The sequence below is a fragment of the Sedimenticola hydrogenitrophicus genome (assembly GCF_029017505.1).
Lineage (GTDB): Bacteria > Pseudomonadota > Gammaproteobacteria > Chromatiales > Chromatiaceae > Sedimenticola > Sedimenticola hydrogenitrophicus_A.
Genome location: NZ_JAQGEI010000002.1, coordinates 130998 through 156974 on the forward strand (window position 1 = coordinate 130998; position 25977 = coordinate 156974).

Annotated in this window: 23 protein-coding genes and 1 tRNA gene; 18 read left to right on the top strand and 6 right to left on the bottom strand. The window is 61.3% G+C overall.

What is annotated here, in order from left to right:
• The first annotated feature begins 12 nt into the window (after nt 1-12).
• The 5 genes from O9K64_RS01990 to O9K64_RS02010 all read left to right on the top strand — a co-directional run bounded on the left by O9K64_RS01990 (nt 13) and on the right by O9K64_RS02010 (nt 7428).
• Complete coding sequence (locus O9K64_RS01990; RefSeq protein WP_275096396.1) at nt 13-3162, top strand: pilus assembly protein; 3150 nt, start codon at nt 13-15, stop codon at nt 3160-3162.
• 189 nt (nt 3163-3351) lie between these two features.
• The gene (locus O9K64_RS01995) at nt 3352-3783 is read left to right on the top strand and encodes a Fur family transcriptional regulator (protein WP_275096397.1); all 432 of its coding nucleotides are present in this window, start codon (nt 3352-3354) and stop codon (nt 3781-3783) included.
• A 221-nt stretch (nt 3784-4004) separates the two neighbouring features.
• Nucleotides 4005-4080: transfer RNA gene (locus O9K64_RS02000), tRNA-Thr, on the top strand.
• Nucleotides 4081-4251: 171 nt separating this feature from the next.
• Nucleotides 4252-6342, top strand: coding sequence for a HAMP domain-containing methyl-accepting chemotaxis protein (locus tag O9K64_RS02005; protein ID WP_275096398.1), 2091 nt, complete (start codon nt 4252-4254; stop codon nt 6340-6342).
• Between the two features lie 228 nt (nt 6343-6570).
• On the top strand, nt 6571-7428 hold the full coding sequence (locus O9K64_RS02010) for a 6-pyruvoyl trahydropterin synthase family protein (protein WP_275096399.1): 858 nt from the start codon (nt 6571-6573) through the stop codon (nt 7426-7428).
• 124 nt (nt 7429-7552) lie between these two features.
• Here the strand turns inward: O9K64_RS02010 and O9K64_RS02015 are convergent, their stop codons facing one another.
• The 3 genes from O9K64_RS02015 to hisI form a co-directional block, all read right to left on the bottom strand.
• Nucleotides 7553-8890 (bottom strand): dihydroorotase, encoded by a 1338-nt coding sequence (locus O9K64_RS02015; RefSeq protein ID WP_275096400.1) that lies wholly within the window; start codon nt 8888-8890, stop codon nt 7553-7555.
• Nucleotides 8891-9142: 252 nt separating this feature from the next.
• Nucleotides 9143-9922: a hydroxyacylglutathione hydrolase gene (gene gloB, locus O9K64_RS02020; RefSeq protein ID WP_275096401.1), complete on the bottom strand. Its 780-nt coding sequence runs from the start codon at nt 9920-9922 to the stop codon at nt 9143-9145.
• An 18-nt stretch (nt 9923-9940) separates the two neighbouring features.
• Nucleotides 9941-10366, bottom strand: a complete 426-nt coding sequence (hisI, locus tag O9K64_RS02025) for a phosphoribosyl-AMP cyclohydrolase (RefSeq protein WP_275096402.1) — start codon at nt 10364-10366, stop codon at nt 9941-9943.
• Between the two features lie 305 nt (nt 10367-10671).
• Here hisI and fur point away from each other — a divergent pair, with 305 nt between their 5' ends.
• From fur to O9K64_RS02080, 11 genes are all read left to right on the top strand, one after another.
• Nucleotides 10672-11103: a ferric iron uptake transcriptional regulator gene (fur, locus tag O9K64_RS02030; protein ID WP_275096403.1), complete on the top strand. Its 432-nt coding sequence runs from the start codon at nt 10672-10674 to the stop codon at nt 11101-11103.
• A gap of 13 nt (nt 11104-11116) precedes the next feature.
• Nucleotides 11117-11446, top strand: coding sequence for a DUF1820 family protein (locus tag O9K64_RS02035; RefSeq protein WP_275096404.1), 330 nt, complete (start codon nt 11117-11119; stop codon nt 11444-11446).
• Nucleotides 11447-11816: 370 nt separating this feature from the next.
• A complete protein-coding gene (locus tag O9K64_RS02040; protein ID WP_275096405.1) occupies nt 11817-12386 on the top strand; it encodes an ankyrin repeat domain-containing protein in 570 nt (189 codons plus the stop codon).
• A 66-nt stretch (nt 12387-12452) separates the two neighbouring features.
• The gene (locus O9K64_RS02045) at nt 12453-12908 is read left to right on the top strand and encodes a hypothetical protein (protein WP_275096406.1); all 456 of its coding nucleotides are present in this window, start codon (nt 12453-12455) and stop codon (nt 12906-12908) included.
• A 97-nt stretch (nt 12909-13005) separates the two neighbouring features.
• Nucleotides 13006-13311 (top strand): BolA family protein, encoded by a 306-nt coding sequence (locus O9K64_RS02050; RefSeq protein WP_275096407.1) that lies wholly within the window; start codon nt 13006-13008, stop codon nt 13309-13311.
• A 195-nt stretch (nt 13312-13506) separates the two neighbouring features.
• On the top strand, nt 13507-13878 hold the full coding sequence (locus O9K64_RS02055) for a cell division protein BolA (protein ID WP_275096408.1): 372 nt from the start codon (nt 13507-13509) through the stop codon (nt 13876-13878).
• Nucleotides 13850-14758 (top strand): TRAP transporter TatT component family protein, encoded by a 909-nt coding sequence (locus tag O9K64_RS02060; RefSeq protein WP_275096409.1) that lies wholly within the window; start codon nt 13850-13852, stop codon nt 14756-14758. The genes O9K64_RS02055 and O9K64_RS02060 overlap by 29 nt, the downstream gene beginning before the upstream one ends.
• Before the next feature lie 272 nt (nt 14759-15030).
• Nucleotides 15031-16035, top strand: a complete 1005-nt coding sequence (gene dctP, locus O9K64_RS02065; RefSeq protein WP_275096410.1) for a TRAP transporter substrate-binding protein DctP — start codon at nt 15031-15033, stop codon at nt 16033-16035.
• A gap of 2 nt (nt 16036-16037) precedes the next feature.
• A complete protein-coding gene (locus tag O9K64_RS02070; RefSeq protein WP_275096411.1) occupies nt 16038-16379 on the top strand; it encodes a cupin domain-containing protein in 342 nt (113 codons plus the stop codon).
• On the top strand, nt 16376-16861 hold the full coding sequence (locus O9K64_RS02075) for a TRAP transporter small permease (RefSeq protein WP_275096412.1): 486 nt from the start codon (nt 16376-16378) through the stop codon (nt 16859-16861). Before O9K64_RS02070 ends, O9K64_RS02075 begins: the two co-directional genes overlap by 4 nt.
• 238 nt (nt 16862-17099) lie before the next feature.
• Complete coding sequence (locus tag O9K64_RS02080) at nt 17100-18368, top strand: TRAP transporter large permease (protein ID WP_275096413.1); 1269 nt, start codon at nt 17100-17102, stop codon at nt 18366-18368.
• Between the two features lie 130 nt (nt 18369-18498).
• Here the strand turns inward: O9K64_RS02080 and O9K64_RS02085 are convergent, their stop codons facing one another.
• Complete coding sequence (locus O9K64_RS02085; RefSeq protein ID WP_335342215.1) at nt 18499-19389, bottom strand: histone deacetylase family protein; 891 nt, start codon at nt 19387-19389, stop codon at nt 18499-18501.
• 113 nt (nt 19390-19502) lie between these two features.
• Here O9K64_RS02085 and O9K64_RS02090 point away from each other — a divergent pair, with 113 nt between their 5' ends.
• Nucleotides 19503-22184: a bifunctional acetate--CoA ligase family protein/GNAT family N-acetyltransferase gene (locus O9K64_RS02090; RefSeq protein WP_275096415.1), complete on the top strand. Its 2682-nt coding sequence runs from the start codon at nt 19503-19505 to the stop codon at nt 22182-22184.
• A 439-nt stretch (nt 22185-22623) separates the two neighbouring features.
• Here the strand turns inward: O9K64_RS02090 and O9K64_RS02095 are convergent, their stop codons facing one another.
• Together O9K64_RS02095 and O9K64_RS02100 are read right to left on the bottom strand one after the other, a co-directional pair.
• A complete protein-coding gene (locus tag O9K64_RS02095; protein ID WP_275096416.1) occupies nt 22624-23514 on the bottom strand; it encodes a sigma 54-interacting transcriptional regulator in 891 nt (296 codons plus the stop codon).
• Nucleotides 23515-23521: 7 nt separating this feature from the next.
• A complete protein-coding gene (locus tag O9K64_RS02100) occupies nt 23522-24241 on the bottom strand; it encodes a sulfite exporter TauE/SafE family protein (protein ID WP_275096418.1) in 720 nt (239 codons plus the stop codon).
• Between the two features lie 216 nt (nt 24242-24457).
• On the opposite strand from O9K64_RS02100, the gene O9K64_RS02105 reads away from it, so the two are divergent.
• The gene (locus O9K64_RS02105; protein WP_275096419.1) at nt 24458-25927 is read left to right on the top strand and encodes an AAA family ATPase; all 1470 of its coding nucleotides are present in this window, start codon (nt 24458-24460) and stop codon (nt 25925-25927) included.
• Nucleotides 25928-25977 lie beyond the last annotated feature (50 nt).

The following is a 25977-nucleotide window of genomic DNA, read 5'->3' on the forward strand; positions in this document are numbered from 1 at the left end:
ATGGAGATATTAATGAAAACAAAATTGCGTAAGATTCTATCATTTTCGGCCTTGCTGCTGATGACGAGCCCAGCCATATCGGATGATATCGACATTTTCATGAACCCGGGGGCATCATCAAATGCCCTGCCCAATGTATTATTCGTCATCGACAACACTGCCAACTGGTCAAGAAGTGTGGACGGTGATGCCATTTTTGCACCTGAAATTACTGCGCTAAAGCAAGTCATAGACAGTTTGACTGACGGCACCGTCAACATTGGCCTAATGTTTTTTGCCGAGGGTGGCGACACTCTTACGAATACCAAAGGCGCCTATGTCAGAAAGGCAATTACAACAAATGATTTGGCAAGTGACGATGCTAATAGCAACGGCACGATGGACCTCATTGAGTTGTTAGACAGTCTTGACCGAAATAATGATAAAGGCGACAGTGCCCGTTGGGCCACAGCCATGAATGAAGCATACTTGTATTTTACCGGGGGCAGCCCCTATTCAGGCACGAAAGACAAGGCAGACCCGGCTGCATTTGTCGGGGGAACAAAAACCAATAACTATATCGACCCAAACACCGGCCAGATTTGCGCCAACAACTATATTATTTTTATAAGTAATGGCGGCCCGGATAATGGAGAAAACAATGACGCTTCGGATTTACTCGATATTTTGAATGGCAAACAGGCGACGGACCCTATTGACCTGTCACCTTATGCTCGCAGACAAACAATCTGGTCGGATGAATATGCACGTTTCATGAATGCCACGCAGGATATAGTTACTTACACCATCGATGTCCACCCGACCACTACCGGCCAAGGCGATGACAACAGCACCCTGCTGGCGAGTATGGCTTCACAGGGAAAGGGACGCTGTTTCGCGGTGGGATCCGCAGGTGTAGGTGCATGTGAATTTACCGGGACCGACACACTTAGCGGGCTGGTCAGTGCGATTAGCAGCATCATTAAAGATATTCAGGCAACCAATAGCGTCTTTGCATCCAGCGCACTGCCGGTTAGTGTCAACGTCAGGGGCACCAATGAAAACCAAGTATATATGGGGGTTTTCAGACCTGATGAAAATGCAAAACCGCTTTGGTATGGAAATTTAAAACTATTTCAACTGGGTTTCGACACCCAACTATTCTTGGCCGACAAAAACGGACAAAAGGCCCAAAGCCCAACAACAGGCTTCCTGGTTGATGATGCCGTCAGCTTCTGGACTCACGCCTCGACTTACTGGGCGTATCACTCCGAATATACGGAGAGCGACAGCCCGGATGGGCCTATTGTTGAGAAAGGCGGCGTATCGCAGCGCCAACGCGACACCTACATAGCGGGCACCACACGTACGGCATTCACGTCCTGCATAGCGCCCTGCCAACTAGATAGTAAACCGTTTAACAATACCAACGTCAGCACTGCTGCGCTGGGTGCCGCTGACGACACGGAAAGAGACGCAATCATCAACTGGATTTTGGGCACAGACAATACAACACCAGCAGAACGCACGGCAGGCGAAGTACGCCCTTCCATACACGGTGATGTCATACACTCCACACCCGCAGTCGTCAATTTCTCCCGAGTGAATCAAATTGCGGGTGTAAACACTGTAGTATCCGAACGCTTCGTAACCTTCTATGGTAGCAATGACGGTACCTTCCGTGCCGTAGAAGGGGGTACCGATGATTCAAAAGGGATTGAGCTCTGGTCATTCGTTCCGTCTGAATTTTTAGGCGGTTTGAAGCGAATAAGAGATAACACCACGCTCATTAATGTTCCCTCCATTCCGGGCGACAGTAACAACAAACCCTATTTCTTCGACGGGAGCATTGGCGTCCTTGCAACAGATCTAAACGGCGATGGTGACCACAAAGACACGGTGGGCGGTGAAGCTGAAAAAGTCCACTTATTCATCTCCTTACGCCGAGGCGGTCGTTATATTTATGCCCTGGACGTTACGGATCCAGATGACCCTGTATTATTGTGGCAAAAGGGTTGCAATAGCGCGGGTACCTGCGATACAGGGTATGCCGAGTTAGGGCAGACGTGGTCAAAGCCCAATGTAGTACCCATTAATTTATTAACTAACTCACCAAATCCGGGCGATACGGAACGTACAGATGTACTGGTATTTGGTGCTGGCTATGCCCCTTTGGCAGACGACGCCTGGCCTGCCGGCACCGCCACCCAGGGCCGGGGCATTCTTGTTGTTAAGGCGGAAAATGGCGAAGTGTTATGGCAGGCGGGCCCAGCGCCTACCGGCGCAACTCATAATGTGACTGTAACGGACATGCTTTACAGCATTCCTTCGGACATCTCGGTGCTTACTAATACGGCCAGTAATCCTTCCACTGCCGACAGAGCCTATGTTGGGGACACTGGCGGAAATGTCTGGCGCCTGGACATGAGCAATTCTGATCCCAATAACTGGTCCATTATAAAAATGGCCTCTCTTGCCGGCAAAACAACCGCTGAAACCAATGACCTGTCAAACACAACCACAGCGGGCCAACACAAGAGAAAATTCCTGTTTCCGCCTGACATCGTCCTGGCCGATGGGTTTGATGCAATTCTGATCGGCTCGGGTGACAGAGAACACCCATTGGATGCTAACGAAGTCTATGACATTCAAAGCTGGGCAACCAGCGCGCTTGGCGGCGAAATCGTCGACAGATTCTTCATGATCAAAGACACCGCATCGACCCGGACGGCCGATGACCTGGTAGACGTAACCGATATGTCGCAAAGCGTTGATGCATCTTCACTCGGATGGTTCATTACCCTATCGGAGGGTGAAAAAGTTGTCAGTGGCTCTGTTACTACATCCGAGGCAACTTTTTTTAATACCAGCCAACCACCAACTGCTACTATTGATCCAAACACCTGTGCAGGTAATCTTGGAATTGCGAGATTTTATGCCGTCAATTATGCCAATGGGGATCCAGTTATGGATTTAGATGGCGTAAATGGAGTTAACGGTGTTACCGACCGGTCCGATGAATTTGTGGGAGGAGGGCTGCCACCGTCCCCTGTACCCGTCCTCGTTGACGTGAATGGAGAAAAACGGCTTGGTATAGTAACTGGCACCTCGGTTCTAAAGCCCACCCCACCAACCTTTGGACAAAGATTCCGCACCTTCTGGTACAAGGAAGAAATCGACTGAGTAAGTACTGATTTTGGATGCTCGATATCTCCCAGTAAAATGGACCGCTGAACTTTGCCAAAAGCGAGGGTCAGCGGGTCTGTTATTGCTGGATGTTTTGGCGATATTACTAATCGCTGAAATTGACACTAAGATACTGAAACACGCCGATTGGACGGGCAAACAGCGATCTGATTATAATCTGACTCCATGAACCCAACCGATCCACACAACAGCGAACACCGCAAAAATATCGTGCAACTGCTGCGCAGTCACGGTATCAGCCCGACAGTGCAGCGGGTGAAGATCGCCTCGACCATGTTGCTGCGCCCGCAGCACCTGTCGGCCGAGCAGGTGCTCACCCTGACTAACCAGACAGGGCGTCCGGTCTCCAAGGCCACGGTCTACAATTCACTGGGGCTGTTTGCCCGCAAGGGATTGATTCGAGAGCTGTTTGTCGATCAGGAGCGTGCTTTTTACGACTCCAGCACTCATCCGCACCACCACTTCTATAACCCACTGACCCAGGAGATCTGCGACATCGATCCGGAGTCAGTCAGTGTAAACCTCAATGCCCAACCGCCGGCCGACACCGAGATCAGCGGCATTGAGGTCGTTGTGCATCTCCGACCCAAGCAATAGCATCAAGAACTAAGGGTTGGAGTCGGGTCGAGGGTGGGTACCGAACTGGCAGGCGGAATCACCCGGCCCCGGATGATCACAGGGATTTTCTCCGAAACCCCCTATATTCCAGCCACTTACCGAGCCAGTTAGCAGTTGTACCCGGAGCGACATTTCTTTATACTCCCGTTCCCTTTTCCGTTCGCAGATCCATGGTGTTATGGAACAGGGGCTCAGGATACGCCACCCTAGCTCAGTTGGTAGAGCGCGTCACTCGTAATGATGAGGTCGCCGGTTCGATTCCGGCGGGTGGCTCCATTCCCCTTAATACCCCCCCCCCACGTTAAAAAACCCTGCTCGTCCCATGGAACTAAAGATTCCCAATATACCGCCGTTAATCTATTCCACATAAAGAGATCCGACCCCGAGTTGGACCGAATAGAGGGATCATCAAGATTCTCCAATGGAGGTAGCCCCGTGTTCAATACCATGAAAATCCGTCACAAGATCTGGGCAGGCTTTGCCGTGCTGCTGGTCATTATCGCCGCCATTTCCATCCAGACCCTCAACAGCCTGGACAATGTGAAGCATTCGGTGGTGGAGATGGTGGAGATACGCCAGCCGACCGCCCTGCTCTCCAAGGAGCTTTCCGCCCGGGTCCACCAGACCGCCAGCGCGCTGGGGTTTTTCCTGTCAACCAAGGAGGAGAGCCACCGCAACGGTTTTCTGCAGGGGCAGCAGGAGTCAGAGGCACTGGTGAGTCAGCTGAAACAACTCCGGGCCGTCACCTCCGACAGCCAGTCCATGGCGCTGGTGGAGGGTCTCGCCGGGGATTTGGCGCGGTTCCGCACCCTGGGGGATCGCCTGCTCGATACCGCCACCAGCTATGAAAAGAACTTCCCGGGCATCGCCTTCGCCAATACCGACCTCAATCCCATGAGCCGCGTCATGGTCCAGCTCACCTCGCAGATGATCGCCTCGGAGCAGGAAGAGGAGGCCACCCCGGAACGCCGTGCCCTGCTGACCCAGTTCGCCGACCTGCGTTACGCCTGGAGTAACGTGATGAGCAGCATCCGCGGCTACCTGGCGTTTCGTTCCGAGGCTGTGACCAACGATCTCAAACTCTATATGGAGCGCACCGAACAACTGCTCTCCCGGCTGGCGGAACACGAGGATGAGCTGACCCTGGATCAGGCCGATTCACTGCAGCAGTTCCAGAGTCAACTGGTTACCTACCAGGCCAATATCGACAAGATGATGCAGATCCACGGTGGTGATCAGTGGCGCACCGATGCCTGGCTGGTGCGTAGCGAGGCGACCCCGCTGTTCCAGGAGATCGACAATAAGCTCAACGCCCTGGAGTCGCTTCAGTCCAGCGCCATTACCGAGACCAACACCACGCTGGTCGATGAGACCAACCAGACCACCCTGACCGTTTCGCTGCTGATGGGAATCGGCCTGGTCATCGGTCTGTTCATGGCCTGGCTGATCAGCCGGGCGATCTGCAAGCCGCTTGGCGAAGTGGTGGAGGCGCTGGACGACATCGCCCATGGCGAGGGGGATCTGACGCGTCGCCTGGAGAGCCGCACCCGGGACGAAATCGGCCACCTGGCACTGGCCTTCAATACCTTTATCGACAAGATCCAGGCGCTGGTTCAGCACACCGCCAGCGCCACCGGACAGGTCATCAGCGCCGTCGCCGAGACCACCGAGAGCACCCGCAACATCAGCCGCATGGTGCTGGCGCAGGAGCAGGAGACCCAGCAGGTGGCGACCGCCATCCACGAGATGTCGGCCACCATCAGCGAAGTGGCCAGCAATGCGGCCAGTGCCTCGGAGGCGACCCGCTCGGCCACCCGGGAGGCCGCGGCCGGGCACAAGACGGTCGAGGAGACCGCCCGCTCGATCCAGTCGTTGCATCGCGAGATCACCAACGCGGCGCATGTCATCGGCCAGGTGGAGAAGAACAGTGAGGGCATCGGCAGTGTGCTGGATGTCATCAAGGGCATCGCCGAACAGACCAATCTGCTGGCATTGAACGCGGCCATCGAGGCGGCCCGGGCCGGCGAACAGGGCCGGGGATTCGCCGTGGTGGCCGACGAGGTGCGCAATCTGGCCACCCGCACCCAGGAGTCCGCCGGCGAGATCGAGGAGATGATCCGCAACCTGCAGCACAACACCCACCAGGCGGTGAAGGCGATGCAGAACGGCTGCGCCACGGCGGAAGAGAATGTGCAGCAGGCCAACAGCGCCCGCGCCTCCCTGGAAGCGATCAATGCCGCCATCGAGACCATCAACGCCATGAACCGGCAGATCGCCGTGGCCTCGGAACAGCAGAGCAGCGTATCCGAGGAGATCAACCGCTCGATCATCGCCATCAGCCATGAGAGCAAGAGCGCCGCCACCCTCTCCCAACAATCCATGAACACTACCGCCCATCTGGGACAGCTCGCCACGGAGTTGCAGCAGGTGGTGCAGCAGTTCAAGATCACTTCCGATGAGTCAGTTGCTTCACCACAGCCCACGGCTCCGGGCCGATCCACAAACACCGCGGAGTGGGAGGAAGCACGGGTCGCCTGACGGCGCGGGGGAACCTGACCGGTTATGAATGTCCCGTAGGGGTAGGCCCCCGTGCCTACCCTTTTCTCGCGTGCCCCGAAACATCGGGCAACCACGGGGGATTGCCCCTACGCCCATGGAGGCCCAAAGCCGCTCCCGGAGGATTCTACCGCCGGATTTGCAGGGCTTGCCTGTGCCGACAAAGCCTGCAAAGATGCTCGCCCTGACACGGCGACTACCGGAACCACGATGACTACCACACTGTTTGTTAACCGGCTGACGGTAATGGACTTCTCCTATCTGGATCCCGTGGCGGGCCTGCTGGGAGAGAGCTGGCTGGTGGATATCGAACTGGACGGGTCACTCGATCATCAAGGCATGGTGCTCGACTTCGGCGAGGTGAAAAAGCAGGTCAAGCGCTGTATAGACGAAGAGTTCGATCATCGCCTGCTGGTCCCGGCCCGCTATCCGCACTGCCGGGTACAACAGCAGGAGCACCGCTGTGACATCCACTTTCAACTGGCATCCGGGGAGACCCTGCTGCATAGCGGCCCCAACAGCGCCATTGCGCTCATTCCGGCCGAGAAAATCACCGAAGAGAGCCTGATTCGGGCCATCATCGACCAGCTGCGGCCGCGGCTGCCGGACAATATCCAGGAGCTGCGCCTGCGGCTCTACGCAGAACCGATCGAGGGCGCCTGGTACCGCTACAGCCACGGCCTGAAACACCACGCCGGCAACTGCCAGCGCATCGCCCATGGCCACCGCTCGCGCATCACCATCTATCGCAATGGCGAACGGGACCAGGCACTGGAGTCCGCCTGGGCAGAGCGCTGGCGGGATATCTATATCGGCACCCTCAGTGACCTGCAGGAGTCCGTCCAGCAGCAGGGGCAGGCCTTCTACCGCTTCGGCTACACCGCCAATCAGGGGCTGTTCCGGCTGGAACTCCCGAGTCAGCGCTGCTACCTGATCGACAGCGATTCAACGGTGGAGAATCTGGCCCAGCATATTGCCGATGTACTGAAACGGGAACATCCTGAAGATACATTCCGGGTGGAGGCGTTCGAAGGGGTGGACAAGGGGGCCATCGGGCATAGCCCGTAGGCGGCGCCGGGCGCGGCGATGCGCATCATTCATGATCGATGCGGTTCGTTCCACTCACCGCATCCCACAAAAAACCACTGTGGAAGAGCCGCCCCGGGGGGGGCTTTTGCGGTGCCAAATCCCCTCAGCGGTCGAATTCCAGTCGCTGTCCTAATACCCCATCGTTGACCCGGCCGTTGTGATAGGCAATCTGCCCGTTGACGAAGGTGGTGGCAATGCGCGAGCGCAGCCGCTCCCCCTCCATCGGCGACCAGCCGCACTTGTAGAGCACGTCGCGGCGCTCCACCCGGGTGGGGTTGTTCAGCTCCACCAGCGCCAGATCCGCCCAGTAGCCCTCGCGCAGGTAACCGCGCTGACTGACATTGAACAGGCGCGCCGGGGCATGGCTGGTCTTCTCCACCAGCTGTTCCAGCGTGATCAGGCGGTCGTGGTAGAGCTCGAACATCATCGGCAACGCCCACTGCACCAGCGGCAGACCGGCCGGTGACTTGAAATAGCTCTCGAGTTTTTCGTCCAGGGTGTGAGGGGCATGATCGGTGGCCACCACGTCGATGCGGCCGTCCACCAGCGCCTTGCGCAGGGCGTCCCGGTCGGACCTGGCCTTCACCGCCGGGTTGCACTTGATGAAACTCCCCTTGCGCGCGTAGTCCCTGTCGTCGAAATAGAGGTGATGCACGCAGGCCTCGGCGGTGATGCGCTTGCCGTCCGGCGGTCCGGGCTGGAACAGCTCCAGTTCCCGTGCCGTGGTCAGGTGCAGCACGTGCAGCCGGGTATCGTGTTTCTTGGCCAGCTCTACCGCCATGGATGAGGAGAGGTAGCACGCCTCGGCGCTGCGGATCTTGGGATGGCACTCGATCGGCACATCCTCGCCGTACTTCTCCCGGTAGGCCTGCTCCAGCCGCTGGATGGTCGGGGTATCCTCGCAGTGGGTGGCGATGAGAATGGGCGCATCCCGGAAGATCGCCTCCAGGGCCGATTCACTGTTCACCAGCATGTTGCCGGTGGAGGCCCCCATGAACACCTTGATCCCGCACGCCTGTTTCGGATCCAGGGCCACCAGCTCCTCCAGATTGTCGTTGGTGGCGCCGAGGTAGAAGGCGTGGTTGGCCAGCGACCGGTCGGCCGCCAGGGCGTATTTCGCTTCCAGTGCCGACCGCGTGGTGGTCTGCGGGTTGGTATTGGGCATATCCATGAAACTGGTGATACCGCCGGCCACCGCCGCCCGGGACTCGCTGCGCATATCCCCCTTGTGGGTGGCCCCCGGCTCCCGGAAATGGACCTGATCGTCGATCATGCCGGGGATCAGGGTGCGGCCCTCGGCATCCAGCACCCGGGTCTGCCCGGACGCGGCGATCTCGGGAGATATCTGCTCGATCCGGCCGTTGCGGATCAGCAGATCGCCTTCCAGGATCCGCCCGTCGTTCACCATGGATGCGTTTTTGATCAGGATTTGTTCGGCCATAGATTACTCTTAGTGATTCGGTAGTTAATTGATCCCACGGGGTCGGAGTCAAATTGGGTGAGGCGTTACGGTCAAACCCGGCCGGTTAACTCAATTTGACTCCGACCCCTGTGCCACACTAGCACTACTTCAATTTGATAAAGTATTTTCGTAGGGTGGATAAGCCGGTAGGCGCATCCACCATTGCTGCGGTGGATGCGCTGTCGCTTATCCACCCTACGAAACTATCGTTGCATAAACGACAGGGGAGATTTAATCATACTCCCGGTCCTTCCAGCGGCGGATTGCGGTGAACACCTCGGCCCCACTGCCCAGGGCGTGGCCGACATAGCGCTCGGCCGCCGCCTGAACCGCCGGGGTGCCCACCCGCAGGAACGGATTGGTCTCCAACTCGGTCTGCAAGATGGAGGGCACCGTGTTCTCCCCCTGCGCCAGCAGCGCCTTTACCTCCTGTTCTCGCCGCAGGATAGCCTCGCTCTCCGGCTCCACCCATTTGGCGAACCCCAGGTTGGCCAGGGTGTACTCGTGGGCGCAGTAGACCAGGGTATCGGCCGGCAGGGCCGCGATCCGTTGCAATGATGCGTGCATTTGCTCATGGGTGCCGCCGAATATCCCCCCGCAACCGGCCGAGAACAGGGTATCGCCACAGAACAGCAGCCCCTCGCCGAAGTAGGCGATATGGCCTTCGGTGTGGCCAGGCACCTCCAGCACGGTGAAATCGGCCTGCAGCCCGGGAATCTCTGGGTGCTCGCCCTCTTTCACGCGCACCTTGATGCCGCGGATGGGCTCATTCGCCGGACCCAGCACGGCAATCCCGGGAAAGGCGAACTGCAGGTCCATCACCCCGCCGGTGTGATCGATATGCTTGTGGGTAATCAGGATCGCGCTCAGACGCAACCCGCGCTGTTCCAGCCAGGCCAGCACCGGGGCGCTCTCTCCCGGGTCCACGGCGACCGCCGTCTCGCTGCCGGGGTTGTGTAGCATCCAGATAAAGTTGTCCTTGAATGCCTTGACGGGGGTAACTTCCAACATAGTCCGAATTTCCGTTGCTTACTTTCCGTAGAGTGTTTCCGGATCGATCAGCGGTTCGCTCACCACCTCAACCCGGTCGCCGCGTACCGCATTATAGAAACAGCTGCGCCGTCCGGTATGGCAGGCCGGACCGGTCTGATCGACCAGCAGTAAAATGGTATCGCCGTCGCAGTCGAAACGCATATCCTTGAGAATCTGCACCTGACCGGACGATTCACCCTTACGCCACAGTTTCTGACGTGAGCGGGACCAGTAGCAGACCCGCCCCTTTTCCAGGGTCTCATCCAGCGACACGCGGTTCATCCAGGCCATCATCAGCACCTCGCCGGTGTCGTGTTGCTGGGCGATCGCCGGGATCAGTCCGTCACTGTTATACGGCAGGCCATCCAGCACCTGCTGCAGCGGCAAGCCCTCGCCCAGCTTGAACTTTTCACTTTCTTTCATACGGCACATCCCTGTGCCGCACCCTGACGGGCGGCCTGCGGCCGTGAAAATTGTCTCTCCTGCCAATTTTTCATGCGCCAGGCACATCCCTGTGCCGCACCCTGACGGGCGGCCTGCGGCCGTGAAAATTGTCTCTCCTGCCAATTTTTCATCATACAGTCCAATCACATTACTTAGTCTCAGGGAAATCATACCACCGATGCGATGCCATCATGTACCCCGGGGAGGAGGGTGTGACGGATGCCTTATGCGGAAACGGGGTGGTATACTTCAACACAGGTAATCCCCACCAGGAATCAGGGCCAGTGACCGAATACACATCAAAGCTGAAACAGGCCGGACTCAAGGTCACCCTGCCACGACTCAAGATCCTCGAGATCCTGAGTCAGGGCGAGGGGCAACACGCCAGCGCCGAGGATATCTACAAAATACTGCTGAGCCAGGATGAGGACATCGGTGTCGCCACCATCTATCGCGTCCTGACCCAGTGCGAGCAGGCCGGGCTGGTGAAGCGTCACCAGTTCGAGGGTGGGAGGGCGGTATTCGAGATCGCCGAGGGCGACCACCACGATCACATCATCTGCGTGCGTTGCGGCCTGGTGAAGGAGTTCAACGACGACACCATTGAAGTGCGCCAGCGCCAGATCGCCGAGAAGGCGGGATTCAGGCTGGCCGAACACAACATGACCCTGTACGGACTCTGCAAGGCATGCCGGAAGCTGGCGGAGGAACGGTAGGTCGCCCCCCAATATGCATATATTCAGAGTTTCCTTCATCAACCAGGGCAAGATCTACCAGCTCTATGCCGAATCGGTAAAGCAGGCGGAGGTGTTCGGTTTTATCGAGATCCGCAATCTGATATTCGGCGAAGCCAGCGGCCTGGTGATCGACCCCTCGGAAGAGAAACTGAAGAACGAGTTCAGTGGCGTGAGCCGCACCCTGGTGCCGATGCATGCCATCATCCGCGTGGACGAGGTGGAGAAGCGCGGCCAGTGCAAGATCATGGAGCTGGATGCAAACGCCAACATCACCCCCTTCCCCAGCCCCTATTACCGGCCCGACAAGGGTTCCGACAGTTAACCCGTCAGCGCCATGGTGGATGCGCCTACCGGCTTATCCACCCTACAACTACAACTTCGGCCCGACAAGGATTCCGACAGTGGATAAGCCAGAGGCACATCCACCGGCATCACTCCTCGCCTTATAAAAAATGTTCGAATGTAGGGTGGATAAGCGACAGCGCATCCACCAATCAGCCTGACTCCGTCCCCGCCCACCGTAAGTCATCGGTGGATGCGCCTACCGGCTTATCCACCCTCAACACTTTGCCGCGAATTCGGCCCTACCCCGGGCCTCCTGCAATGACGGCCGGCAAGAGATTGAGAATAATCATTGTCGACAAGCACACACCCCCTGCAGTATAAGATATTCATAATGTTTGGTGATTTTGATGAAGACGCCACACCCGCGGAGTGTCTATCTGTTGCTGTTGCCGGCAATGTTATTGCTGGTCGGCTGCTCGGCCGAGCAACCGGCAACGGCGGATACCGATACCCCGGAGCTGATTGTGGCCGCCGAGCGGGGCGATACGCTCAGGATAGAGACCCTCTTAGCGGCGCATGATCCGGTGGACAGCCGCGACAGCTGCCAGTGGACCCCGCTGATGAAGGCGGCACTCAATGGCCACAGCCAGGCAGCGGACCGGCTGATCAGGGCGGGCGCCGGGCTGGACCTGGCCGACAAGGGGGGCTATACGGCACTGATGCTGGCGGCGTCGAACAATCACGCGGAGTTGGTCAAGTCCCTGCTCGCGCAGGGGGCCAATCCGAACCTGCAGGAGTCCACCAAAGGCTGGACGGCCCTGATCTGGGCCGCCAAGCAGGGGCATCTGGAGAGCGTCGCGGCCCTGATCGAGGGTGGCGCGACCATCGGCATCACCGACTTTGCGGGAGAAACCGCCCGATCCTGGGCAGGTAAAAACCATCACCTTGAGGTGATTCGATTGTTGGACAATTCTTGAGCCGGCGCAATCGACCGTCATGCACCGGCGTTTATAGCCATACGGCCCAGGCAAGGGAGATCCATCATGAACATCAGCAATGACCAGGCGCTGAAAAACGCACTGAATGGCCTTTCCAGAGAACAGCAGCGCCTCCTCGGGGCACGCTACACCCAGAGCGTGAGCGCGCTGGTGGACAATCCGCGCCTGATGAACGCTCTGAAGGTGGCCTTGCTGCCGGAAAGCACCACCGAGGAGCTGAAGGATGCCTATAAGGTGGCCAAATCCATCGCCACCAAGACCTACACCGCCTGTGGCCACGACGCCGACTGGGGCCTGCAGGCGGAACATTTCATCGCCGCCGCCTGTGCCGCCGCGCTGACCCCCGACGCCCTGACCACGGACAACCTCAACGCCGCCTGGAAGGCCGCTATCCACTCCCGCATGGCGAAGAACTGCCTGATGATCGACAGCGATTCCATCGAAGCGGAGGGCGAGGCCGAGCGGCAATACCGGCTGACCGAGGCGTTTCTGGCCGGGTAATCGTCCGGAGCCAATCCCCCAGGATTCGCATTGAATAAGTGACCGCCATCCGGCGTATTATCTCGGGAGCCAACGATATCAACCGAGTAGAGAGGCCATGAAAGAGAAACTGACCAGCCTGATCGTGGAGGCCCTGGAGCCGGATTATCTCGAAGTGATCGATGAGAGCCATATGCACAACGTACCCAAGGGCGCCCAATCCCACTTCAAGATCGTCGTCGTCAGCGACCGCTTCGAGGGCCTGCCCCTGGTCAAACGCCACCGCACCATCAACAACCTGGTCAGACCGCTGTTCGAAGGCAGCCTGCACGCCCTGGCGCTGCACACCATGACCCCGGCGGAGTGGCAGGCACGGGGCGGCAGCTTCCCCAAGTCCCCCCCCTGCATGGGGGGATCGAAGTAAGGCCTTGCCGGGGGTAGGCGCGTCGTGGTCAGTGAGAGAATTGCAGGAGCTGCATTAGCTGCGATAACCCTTTCGCGGTAACAGCCGGACACTCAACCCGCCACCCCGACCGGCACCGACCTCCCGTCCCGCTTGCACTTTCCTGGGTTTTTCCTTACTTTCAGCAGACCATAATAACTATCGGGCGGGGTGGATATGACGATCTGTTCGCAAATCAAGGGCTTTGGCCGCACGCATGAGCGGCTGGCCGACCTCTCCTCCCTCCTCGCGGTGGCCCTGCTGTTCGCCACCATCTGGGTCGCCATCGATTATCAGGCCGCCATCTTCAGCTGGACCAGACAGAGCATCCTGCTGCATGGCCCGGCGGTCATACTGCTGCTGGTGCTGGACGTCTTTTTCATCATCCTGCTGTTGAATATCGGCTCGACCCGCCGCGAAGACGCGGCGCATCCCTCCGACCGCTGTTTCGGCACCTTCCGGGGACGCTGCCACGGGGGATTCAATCTCGGCACCGCGTTCCGCAACTGGGTCCACCATATTGAACAGGTCAACAAGAAACACCGCTGACCAAGTGCTGGCGGAAACGCCGGACAGCACGGGGACGCCCGCACCACCGTATCGGGTCCTCATCGTCTTGCTGATGCTGTCACTGCTGGCCGGCTGTGCCTCCGTGGCCAGGGAGCGGCTGGCCGACAATCTCGCCAGCGCCATGCTGAACCAGGATGACCCCGACACCGTCCGGGCCGGGGCTCCCGCCTACCTGCTGCTGCTCGACGGCATGATCCGTGACACTCCGGGTGACCAGGCCCTGCTGCTGGCCGGTGCCCGCCTCTATGGCGCCTTCGCCACCGGACTGATCAAGGAACCGGCCCGGGTCAAGCGGCTCACCCAGCGCTCACGCGAATACGCCCGGTTGGCGTTTTGCTCCCGTTATGGGGCGATATGTGAACAGGCCGGCGCCCCCTTTGCCGAGTTCTCGACCACCCTTGATCGGGTGGCACCGGAAGAGCTGGAACTGCTCTATGTCTACGCCACCAGCTGGGCCGGCTGGATCGCGGCGCACAGTGACGACTGGGGTGCCCTGGCCGACCTGCCCAAGGTGGAATACCTGCTGGAGCGGATCATCACCCTGGCGCCCGCTTATGAGCATGGCCGTGCCCAACTCTATCTGGGGGTAATGCACTCGCAACTGCCACCGGCCCTGGGTGGCAAGCCGGAGATCGGCCGGGCGCACTTCGAACTGGCCATCGCCTACTCCGAGGGCCGCGATCTGATGGCCAAGGTGGAGTATGCGCGGCGCTATGCCCGCCTGGTGTTTGATCAGGCGTTGCATGACCGGCTGCTGAATGAAGTGCTGGCGGCCCCGGCGGAGGCGCCTGACCTGACGCTGAGTAACATCCTGGCAAAACAGCAGGCGGAGCGGTTGCTGCAGGATGAGTACTTTTAATGCGAGGTAACTGCTCACCCGGTTCGTAGGTGATTGGCCTGCCTTGTTGGCCGATCTTGATGGCGCCTCGAATCCGGCCCCTTTTTCAGATTCAAGCCTGCCCTTGTTTGAGCGAAGCGAGTTTGGGCAGGCGCTGAAAATGGGGCCGGATTCGAGGAGACAAGCCATCGTGTGAGGCCGGCAAGGCAGGCCAATCACCCCGTGAGTAGTTACCATGCGAGAATGAATTTGGCTGAAACTCTCTCAACCCGACAACAACGCCTGGATGCGCCATGCAAAAACGCCTGCTGATACTGCTGATACTGCTGTTACTGCTGATCGCCAGCGCCTCGATCCACGCCGCCACCCTGAAGATCGCCACCTTGGCGCCGGACGGCAGCAACTGGATGAACCAACTGCGCTCCTGTGCCACGGAGGTGGAACAGCGCACCGCGGGGCGGCTGAAGCTGCGATTCTACCCCGGCGGGGTGATGGGCAACGATAGCAGCGTGCTCAGGAAAATCCGCATCGGACAGCTGCACGGCGGGGCCCTCACCGCCGGCGGGCTGGCGGCCGTCTATCCCGACATTCAGCTCTACAGCCTTCCATTTCTGTTCCGCTCATTTGCCGAAGTCGATTATGTGCGTGAACGCATGGACCCCCTGTTGATCGCCGGCCTGAAGCAGCGCGGGTTCGCCAGCTATGGCATCAGCGAAGGGGGCTTTGCCTACCTGATGTCGCAACTGCCCCTGGACAGCGTCGCGCATCTGCGCCAGCAGAAGATCTGGACCCCCGAAGGGGATCAGATCAGCCTCGGCGCCTTTCGCAGTATCGGCGTCTCACCGGTGCCGCTGCCCCTGACCGACGTGCTGACCGGGCTGCAGACCGGCCTGATCGATACCGTCGGCGCCTCGCCAGTCGGGGCCATTGCCCTGCAGTGGCACACCCGCATCCGGCACGTCGCCGATATTCCGCTGATCTATCTCTACGGCACCCTGGTGATCCACGAAAAGGCGCTGAACAAACTCTCCACTGGCGACCGGGCGATCCTCCGGGAGGTCATGGAAGACCGCTTTCGACAGATCAACCAACAGAACCGAAGCGACAATCTGGGCGCCCGTGAGGCGTTGCAACAGCAGGGCATCCAGTTTCATCGACCGCTGGATGGGGCGCGGGAAAGCTGGCAGCAGCTGATCGACAAGGTGGAGGCGAACCTGCAGGAGGAGCGCCGGCTCGATCCGCCGCTCATCCAACAGCTGCAACGGCTGCTGGATGATTTCAGAAACACCCGGGGCTAGGCGTGCGTACCCGCAACCTGCTGGCCGAGCTGCCGGACGACGTACAGGAAGAGCAGTTTGAAACCCTGGCCGAAAACCCCCATGCCAGGCTCCTGCGTATCATCAGCCCCCCGCACTTTCGCTCCGAGCCGTTTCTGCAGCAGGAGGACGAGTGGGTCATGGTGTTGCAGGGGGAGGGCATCCTGGAGGTGCGCGGGGAGCGCATCCGGCTCGGCCGGGGCGACAGCCTGCTGATACCGGCCGGTACCCCCCATCGGGTGCTGGACACCTCCGCCGCTCCACACTGCATCTGGCTGGCACTGCACCTGCACGCAAGCGAGCAAACGCCGGGAGCGGAGGTTTGAGGACCGGACTGGGTCAGGCGGGGGTGCTGCTGCGGCGACTCGAGGATCTGCTGCTGAGCCTGCTGCTGACCGCCATGATCCTGCTAGCCACCGGGCAGATCCTGCTGCGCAACCTCTCGGACTACAGCCTCGCCTGGGGTGATCCGAGCCTGCGGCTGATGGTGCTCTGGCTCACCCTGCTGGGCGCCATGGTCGCCACCCGCGACCACCACCACATCCGCATCGACCTGTTCTCCCGCTACCTGCCGGAGCGCGCCGTCAGGCGCGTGCGCCGCCTCACCGACGGCTTCAGCGCCCTGGTCTGCGTCCTGCTGGCCTGGCATGCGGCCCGCTTCGTACTGTTTGAATATGAGGCGGGCAGCCGCTTTCTCGACCTCCTACCCCTCTGGCCGTTTCAGCTGATCATGCCGCTCGGCTTCGCCGTCATCGCTCTGCGCCTGCTGATCAGCAGCCTGTCAGGTTACCGCCGGGGGGACGGATGATCCTAGAATCCTCAGTTGGACGGCCGCCAGGGTGCGTGCAGCGTGGTGTCTGGCAAGGCATAACGAGGCGTAATAGTCATTCTATTGCAACGAGTTATAACGCAGCCAGACGCCGCGCGGTGCCTGCACTGGCGATCGTAGCGGCCTTCACCCGATGGGTGGATCGACGATTGCAGAGTAACTATTTGCATATTAATGGCTTACATGTAGCTCGAAGCGGTCAACTGAGGAATCCAGGATGATCCTGGCCGGCCTGTTGCTGCTGTTGCTGGCGCTGCTGGGGGCGCCGCTGTTCAGTATCATCGCCGCCAGCGCCATGCTCGGCTTCTACCGCTCCGAAATCGATCTCTCGGTGGTGGCGATCGAGTTCTACCGCATCGCCGAGATGCCGGTGCTGCTGGCGATCCCGCTGTTCACCTTCGCCGGTTACCTGCTGAGCGAGAGCGGTGCCCCGCGCCGCCTGGTGCGCCTGACCCAGGCGCTGCTGGGCTGGATGCCGGGCGGCCTGGCGCTGGTCTCGCTGGTCGCCTGCGCCCTGTTCACCGCCTTTACCGGGGCCTCCGGCGTCACCATCGTCGCCCTCGGCGCCCTGCTCTACCCGGCCCTGACCCAGTCCGGTTACCGGGACAACTTCAGTCTCGGCCTGGTCACCACCTCCGGCAGTCTCGGCCTGCTGTTCGCCCCGGCACTGCCGCTGATCCTCTATGCGGTGATTGCCCAGCAGCTGGGCATCGCCCACAACATCACCGTGGATGCCATGTTCCTGGCCGGGATCCTGCCCGGCCTGCTGATGCTGAGCCTGCTGGCCGCCTGGTCGATCTACTCCAACCGCGCCCTGCCCCTGACCCCCTTCTCGCCCGCCGAGGCGCTGGCGGCCATGAAAGGCGCCATCTGGGAACTGCCGCTGCCGTTCCTTGTGCTGGGGGGTATCTACAGCGGCTACTTCGCCATCTCCGAGGCCGCCGCGGTGACCGCCTGCTACGTGCTGCTGGTGGAGGTGCTGATCCTGCGGGAGATCCCGTTCGGCAAACTGCCGCGGGTGATGCGCGAGTCCATGGTGCTGGTGGGCGGCATCCTGGTGATCCTCGGTCTGTCGTTGGCCTCCACCAACTACCTGATCGACGCCGGCATACCGCGCCTGCTGTTCGACACCATCCGCGAGCTGGTCAGCAACAAGCTGACCTTCCTGATCCTGCTCAACATCTTCCTGCTGCTCCTCGGCACGATGCTGGATATCTTCTCCGCCCTGGTGCTGATGGTGCCGCTGCTGCTGCCGATCGCCATCGGTTACGGCATCGACCCGGTGCACCTCGGCATCATCTTCCTGGCCAATATGCAGATCGGCTACTTCACCCCGCCGGTGGGGATGAACCTGTTCATCGCCAGCTACCGCTTCAACAAGCCGGTGCTGCAACTCTATCTCGCCACCCTGCCCTGGTTCCTGATCCTGCTGGCGGCGCTGCTGATCATCACCTACTGGCCGTGGTTGTCGCTTGCCTTGCTGTAGTCAGCAGATGATGCGGTTCGCAAGCTCACCGGCATCCTACGATTCTTTCGGCATGCTTGTTGTAGGATGCGGTGAGTGAAACGAACCGCATCAATCATGATTGATGGGCACATGAGCCGCGCCTGCCAGGCTAACGATGTCCCAGCAGCGCATCCAGGTGCGCCAGCACGCTGCGCGCCAGGGAGCCGTGCTCATAGCCCCCCTCAAGGGTCGAGACGATGCGCCCCTCGGCATAGCGGTCGGCGATCTCCTTGATCCGGGTGGTGACCCAGTCATAGTCCGCCTCGCGCAGCCGCAGGTGGCTCATGTCGTCCGAGACGTGGGCGTCGAAGCCGGCCGAGATCATCACCAGTTGCGGCTGGAAGTGGTGCAGCGCCGGTAGCCAGTGCGCCTCCACCTGCTTGCGGAACTCCTGACCGTTGGAGCCGGCCGGCAGGGTGATGTTGACGATATGGTCGGTCTCGGTCTCGTGCCCGGTGAAGGGGTAGAACGGGTGCTGGAAGCTGGAGCAGAACAGCACCCGCGGATCGCTGGCGAAGATGTGTTCGGTGCCGTTGCCGTGATGCACGTCGAAATCGATAATCGCCACCCGCTCCAGGCCGTGCCGGGCGATCGCGTAGGCCGCGCCCACCGCGACGTTGTTGAAATAGCAGAAGCCCATGGCGCGATCGCGCTCGGCGTGATGGCCCGGCGGCCGCACCGCGCAGAACGCCGCGGTCACCTCTTTCCTCAACACCAGATCAACACCCAGCACCACCGCGCCGGCCGCCCGCAACGCCGCATCCAGTGTTTTCGGCATCATGAAGGTATCGCCATCCAGCTCCAGGATCCCCTCATGGGGCGCGTCGCTGAACAGCATGCTGATGTAGTCGGGGTCGTGGGCCAACTCCAGCTGTTCGCGTTTTACCAGCGGGGCCTCATACTGATTCAGGGCAAGCTCCATACCGGTACTGATCAGCAGATCCTGTATCGCACGCAGGCGTCTCGGCTGCTCCGGATGATCTTGACCAACATCATGCAACAGGCAATCGGGATGGGAAATGTAGGCTATAGGCAAAACTCAACCCTCAAAAAATGTAAAATACACTTTACCTAGCTACTCTATGCTTTTCCCACGCAACAGGCAAAAAGACCATGGGCCCACACCACCTCGACTCCCTGTTCTCACCCGAAAGCATCGCTGTATTCGGCGCCAGTGAAAGACCCGACAGTGTCGGCACCCGCGTGTTCAAGAATCTGCTCCAGGCCGGTTTCAAGGGGGAACTCTATCCGATCAATCCCGGACATAAATCGGTCCAGGGTCGCGCCTGTTTCAAGGCGATCGGCGATATCGAGCTTCCGGTGGATCTGGCGGTCATCGCCTCGCCCAGCAAAACCGTACCCGGCATCATCCGCGAATGCGGGGAACAGGGGGTGCGGGCCGCCGTGGTGCTGACCTCGGGTTTCCGCGAGACCGGACCGGCCGGCGCGCGCATCGAGCAGTCGATCCTGGAGACCGCCAAACACTACAACCTGCGCCTGGTCGGCCCCAACTGCCTGGGGCTGATGCGCCCCAGCGTGGGCCTGGACGCCACCTTCCTGGAGACCCCCGCCCCCGCCGGCGGCCTGGCGCTGGTCTCCCAGTCCGGCGCCCTCTGCACCGCCATCCTGGACTGGGCCAAACCCCACCAGCTCGGTTTCTCCACCGTGGTCTCCCTGGGCAATGCCAGCGATATCGATTTTGGCGATGTCCTGGATTACCTCGCCTCGGATTATAAGACCACGGCCATCCTGCTCTACATCGAGGGCATACACGATGCCCGGGCCTTCATGAGCGGGCTGCGCACGGCGGCCCGCTCCAAGCCGGTGATCGTGCTCAAGGTGGGCCGGCATGCCCGGGGATCGCAGGCGGCCAGCACCCACACCGGGGCCATGATCGGTTCCGACGACGTCTTTGACGCGGCGCTGGAGCGGGCCGGCGTGGTCCGGGCGATGACCTTCGGCCAGCTGTTCGCCGCCGCCGAGATCCTCTCCGCCGGAAAAAAGGTCAACGGCAACCGGCTGGCCATTATCACCAACGGTGGTGGTCCCGGCATCCTGGCAACCGACCGCGCGGAGGATCTGCGGGTCGAGATCGCCCAGCTCGGCGCCGAGACCGTGGTCGAACTGGACAAGCACCTGCCGGTCCACTGGTCCCACGGCAACCCCATCGACATCACCGGCGATGCCGGACCGGAGGCCTATGGCGAGGCAGTCAAGGCGTGCCTCAAGGACCCGGGTGTGGACGGCATACTCACCCTGTTCACCCCGCTGCCCATGAGTAATCCCCTGGACTCGGCCCAGGCGGTAATCGAGGCGGCCAAGGGGAGGAAGGGCAAGCCGGTATTGGCCTGCTGGATGGGCGAGACCCGCATCCGCAATGCCCGGGAACGGCTGTCGGCCAACCACCTGCCCAGCTTCATCACCCCGGAGCGGGCGGTAGAGGCGTTTGCCTACCTCTCCCGCCACTGCCAGAACCAGAAACTGCTGTTGCAGACGCCGGGCCCGCTCTCGGACCTGCGCGACCCCGACGTGGAGGGGGTGCGGCTGATCATGGAGGCGGCCCTGGCCGAGGGCCGGGAACTGCTCTCCGACCTGGAGTCCAAGGCGGTGTTGCGCGCCTTCCACATCCCCTGCACCCAGACCATCGAGGCCGCCACCCCAACCCAGGCCCTGGTAGCGGCGGAGACGGTCGGCTTCCCGGTGGTGCTGAAGATCAACTCCCCCGATATCACACACAAATCGGATGTGGGCGGGGTGCGGCTGAATATCAACAACGCCCCGGAGGTGCACAGCGCCTTCAAGTCGCTGGTGGAGTCGGTGCAGAAGCGCCACCCGGAGGTGAAGATACTCGGCGTCACGGTGGAGCCCATGTCCTCCAACCCGAACACCCGGGAACTGATGGTGGGGGTGAAGCGGGACCCGGTATTCGGCCCGGTGATCGCCTTCGGTTCCGGCGGCACCGCGGTGGAGATCCTGCGCGACAGCGCCGTGGCGCTGCCGCCGCTGAACAGCCTGCTGGCGCAGCGGCTGATCGCCCGCACCCGCGCCGCTAAACTGCTGGAGCCGTTCCGGCAGATGTCGGCGGTCGACCCGGAGGAGGTCGAGCATGTGCTGCTGCGGGTCTCGGACATGGTCTGCGAGCTGCCCCATATCAAGGAGATGGATATCAACCCACTGCTGGCGGACGAGCATGGCGTGGTGGCGGCGGATGTACGCATCCGCGTGGCCCGGCCGTCCACCGGTCCCATCCCCTACGCCCACATGGCCATCCACCCCTACCCCTCGCAACTGGTCAACCGCTTCCACCTGCCCGACGGCACCGAGCTGACCATCCGCCCGATCCGCCCGGAAGATGCCGACACGGAGCAGGAGTTCGTGCGCAACATGTCACCAGAGGCGAAGTATTTCCGCTTCATGCAGACCATCGACGAGCTGACCCCCGAGATGCTGGCGCGCTTCACCCAGCCCGACTACGACCGGGAGATGGCGCTGATCGCGGTGATCAACGAGAACGGCAAACGCACCCAACTGGGGGTGGCCCGCTACACCGTCAACCCCGACAGCCAGTCCTGCGAGTTTGCCCTGGCGGTGCTGGACACCAAGCGGCGCATGGGGATCGGCTCGAAATTGATGGAGGCGCTGATGGAGGCGGCCCGTACCCGGGGCATCCGCATGATCGAGGGCGAGGTATTGTCGGACAACAACCGCATGCTCTCGCTGATGCGCCGGTTGGGCTTTGCCATCCGCAACTCGCCGGAGGACACCGGCATCCGCATTGTCGAGCGCTGGTTGTAGGGGAAGGCGTAGGGGCAGGCCCCCGTGCCTGCCCGGGGTCGGGGTGCAACCGGAGGTTTCGGGCAACCACGGGGGGTTGCCCCTACGGGGACGTTGAACACCGGGCGGGCGATCCGTTCGTAGGGGCAGGCCCCCGTGCCTGCCCGGGTCGGGTGCAACCCGGAGGTATCGGGCAACCACGGGGGGTTGCCCCTACGGGGACGTTGAACACCGAGCGGGCGAGCCGTTCGTAGGGGCAGGCCCCCGTGCCTGCCCTGGGTCGGGGTGCAGCCGGAGGTTTCGGGCAACCACGGGGGGTTGCCCCTACGGGGACGTTGAACACCTGAGGGGTGAAGCCGTTCCTAGGGGCAGGCCCCCGTGCCTACCCGGGCGGGCCGGGGAAACGGTGGGCACGCGGAACTCCAGCCCGGATTTCTCACCGCCGCACCAGAAACGCCGATCAAAGTTCGATGGCGTGTTTCTGAATGCGATAGAGCAGGGTGTCGCGGGTCAGCCCCAGCAGGCGTGCCGCCTTGCTGCGGTTGCCACCGCTCATGCAGATCGCCTGGCGGATAATATCGCCCTCCAGGGCAAACAGGTCGACCCCGCCCTCGGGCAGGGAGAACAGCCCCGGCCGGGCGGCCGTGGAGTTGTCGCGCCGCATCTCCAGCGGCATGTCGGCCGGCTGCACGATGGCGCCCGGCATCAGGATCACCATGCGTTCGCAAAAATTGCGCAGTTCGCGCACGTTGCCCGGCCAGCGGTACTGTTTCACCAGATGGCGCGCGGTGACCGAGTAACGCGGGGCCTTGCGACCATGATGGCGGGCCAGATCGGCGGTGAACTGTTTCAGCAGCAGCACGATATCGTCGGCCCGTTCACGCAGCGGCGGCAGCGGCAGCGGCACCACGTGCAGCCGGTAGTAGAGGTCCTCGCGGAACTGCCCCGCCAGCTGCAAGGCGTGCAGATCCCGGCCGGTGGAGGCAAGCACCCGCACCATGGGGAACCCGCTATGCCGCGCCTCAACCGACTCGAGAAAATGCAGCAGCTTGGCCTGTGCCTCCAGCGACAGATCCGCCACCTCGTCCAGGTACAGGGTGGCACCGCTGGTGGTGGCCATCAGCTCCGTCCCAAACTGATGTTCCTCGATCCCGGCACAAGCGATTACTCGAAAGACGCCCTGGGAGCGACGGCTCGCCGCGTGGATCTCCCGGGCCATCGACGCCTTGCCAGACCCCGGCTCGCCGGTGATCAGCACGGTAGCATCGGTACCCGCCACCATGCGCGCGGCATGCACTGCCCGGCTGAATACGGGTGAGCTGCCGTACATCTTCTCTGCAACACTGTTCATAACCGTATCACTCGCTGTCAATTTGGGGCTGCTGATAGGACGTGACATCCAGCAACTCCGGGAACCATAGGGTCAACAGGCCGATCAGTATGATAACCAACCCGACAACCACCTTCAAATAGGGGTTATTGGCGTAGCGGTAGAGCCGCCCGGCCAGCAGACCGGTCGCCACCACCGCCGGTAGTGTACCCAGGCCAAACGCCGCCATATAGAGCGCACCGCTCAGCGGCCCCACCTTGGTGGCGGTGGAGATCAGCATGGTGTACACCAGCCCGCAGGGCAGCCAGCCCCACACCGCTCCATAGGCCAGCGCCTGCGGTATCGATTGCACCGGCATCAGTCGCCGGCCCAGCGGTTCGAGCCGCCGCCATAAGGGCGCGCCGATCCGCTCCACCTGGGCCAGCCGCGGCAGCCAGCCGGCCACATGCAGGCCGATCAGCACCATAATCAGGGCGGCAATCCACTGCAGCCAGCGGTGCCCCTGCCCCGGGCCGAGTGCCTCCAGCAGGGTGCCACCCAACAGACCGATCAAGGCCCCGGCGGCGGCGTAACTGAGCACCCGGCCACTGTTGTAGGCCAGCAGAAAAAGCAAAAACCGCAGGCTGTTCTGGCGCAGCTCGGGCGGCAAGCCGTAGCTCAGCGCACCCATGATGCCGCCACACATGCCGATGCAGTGCACCGCGCTGAACAGCCCGACGGTAAACGCCAGCGGTAATGACAGGTCCAATTGTGCTCCACCATTTCTCGTTTGCACCACCCGGCACAACATCTTGTCGCCCCGCTATGATAAGCCATTCCGCGCCGATTGGGATTGATCAATAACAATTGCGCCCCAGTGTCTCCCCCGGCATCTCCCCAAGTGCCGCCACCGCATGCCCGGCTGCTGCGGTTGCCGGGAAAGGCTGATAAAGTGGCGCGGGCCACACCCAACACAGGACAACCGATGAAAGAACTGCACGACCTTGAGCTGATCCTGACCTCGCACACGCCGATCATCGTGATCGAGTCGCTGGAGGAGGTGCGGGTCAGCCAGATGCTGGCCCGGCTCGGCCTGCGGCTGAACCACCCCATGTTTCAGTGGACGGTCACCGAAGGGCTCAGGCGACTGGAGGCGGACTTTGGCGCCCAGCAATTTACCGCGGAACCACGGGAAGTGCTGAAGCATATCAAGGCGGTCTCGCAGGCCGGCTACTATCTGCTGCTGGACTTCCACCCCTTCCTGGACGACCCGATCCATGTGCGCCTGATCAAGGAGATCGCGCAGGAGCACGGACGCCTCGCCAAGACCCTGATCTTCCTCAGCCACGACATCCCCCTGCCGGCCGAGATCAGGCACCTCACCGCCCGCTTCAATCTGCGCCTGCCGGACCGTGCCGGGATCAAGATGCTTATCAAGGAGGAGGCGCGGCGCTGGCAGTCGGAAAACCGTCGCCAGGTGCAGACTGACGCCAAGGCCATCGACCGCCTGGCCGCCAATCTTACCGGCATCACCACCACCGATGCCCGCCGCCTGATTCGCTCGGCCATCGAGAACGACGGCGCCATCAGCCAGGACGACCTGCCCGGCTTGATGAAGACCAAGTACGAACTGATCAACCAGGACGGCGTCATCGCCTTCGAATACGACACCGCCAGCTTCGCGGAGGTGGCCGGTCTGACGCGCCTCAAGGAGTGGTTGAGCCATCGGCACAACTCATTTGCCGGTAACAGCGCCAGCCTGGACCAGCCCCGGGGCATCCTGCTGCTGGGGGTCCAGGGGGCCGGCAAGAGCCTGGCCGCCAAGGCGGTCGCCGGCACCTTCGGCGTGCCGCTGCTGCGGATCGATTTCGGTGCCCTCTACAACAAGTACATCGGCGAAACCGAGAAGAACCTGCGCAGCGCCCTGGAGGTCGCCGAGAGCATGGCGCCCTGCGTGCTGTGGATGGACGAGATCGAGAAGGGGGTCTCACCCGGCCAGGCCGATGACGGGGTATCGCTGCGCATTCTCGGCACCCTGCTTACCTGGATGGCGGAAAACCGCCGCCAGGTATTCATTGTCGCCACCGCCAACGATATCCAGCGCCTGCCACCCGAGCTGATCCGCAAGGGGCGGCTGGATGAGATCTTCTTTATCGACCTGCCGCAAGAGGCGGTACGCCGCGAGATCTTCGACATCCACCTGCGGCGGCGCAACCAGGCGCCCAGCGGCTTCGATCTGGAACTGCTGACCGGCGCCAGCGAGGGTTTCACCGGCGCGGAGATTGAACAGGCGATCGTCTCCGCCCTGTATGCGGCCCAAGCGCAGGAGAGCCGGCTGGATACCCGGCACCTGCTGCAGGAGCTGGAGCGTACCCGCCCGCTTTCGGTGGTGATGGCGGAGAAGATGACGCAATTGCGGGCGTGGGCCGCGGGCCGGACCGTGGCGGCAGACTGAACACCGGAAACCGGCTACCATAACCCACCCGACAGCAGTAACGGCGAACA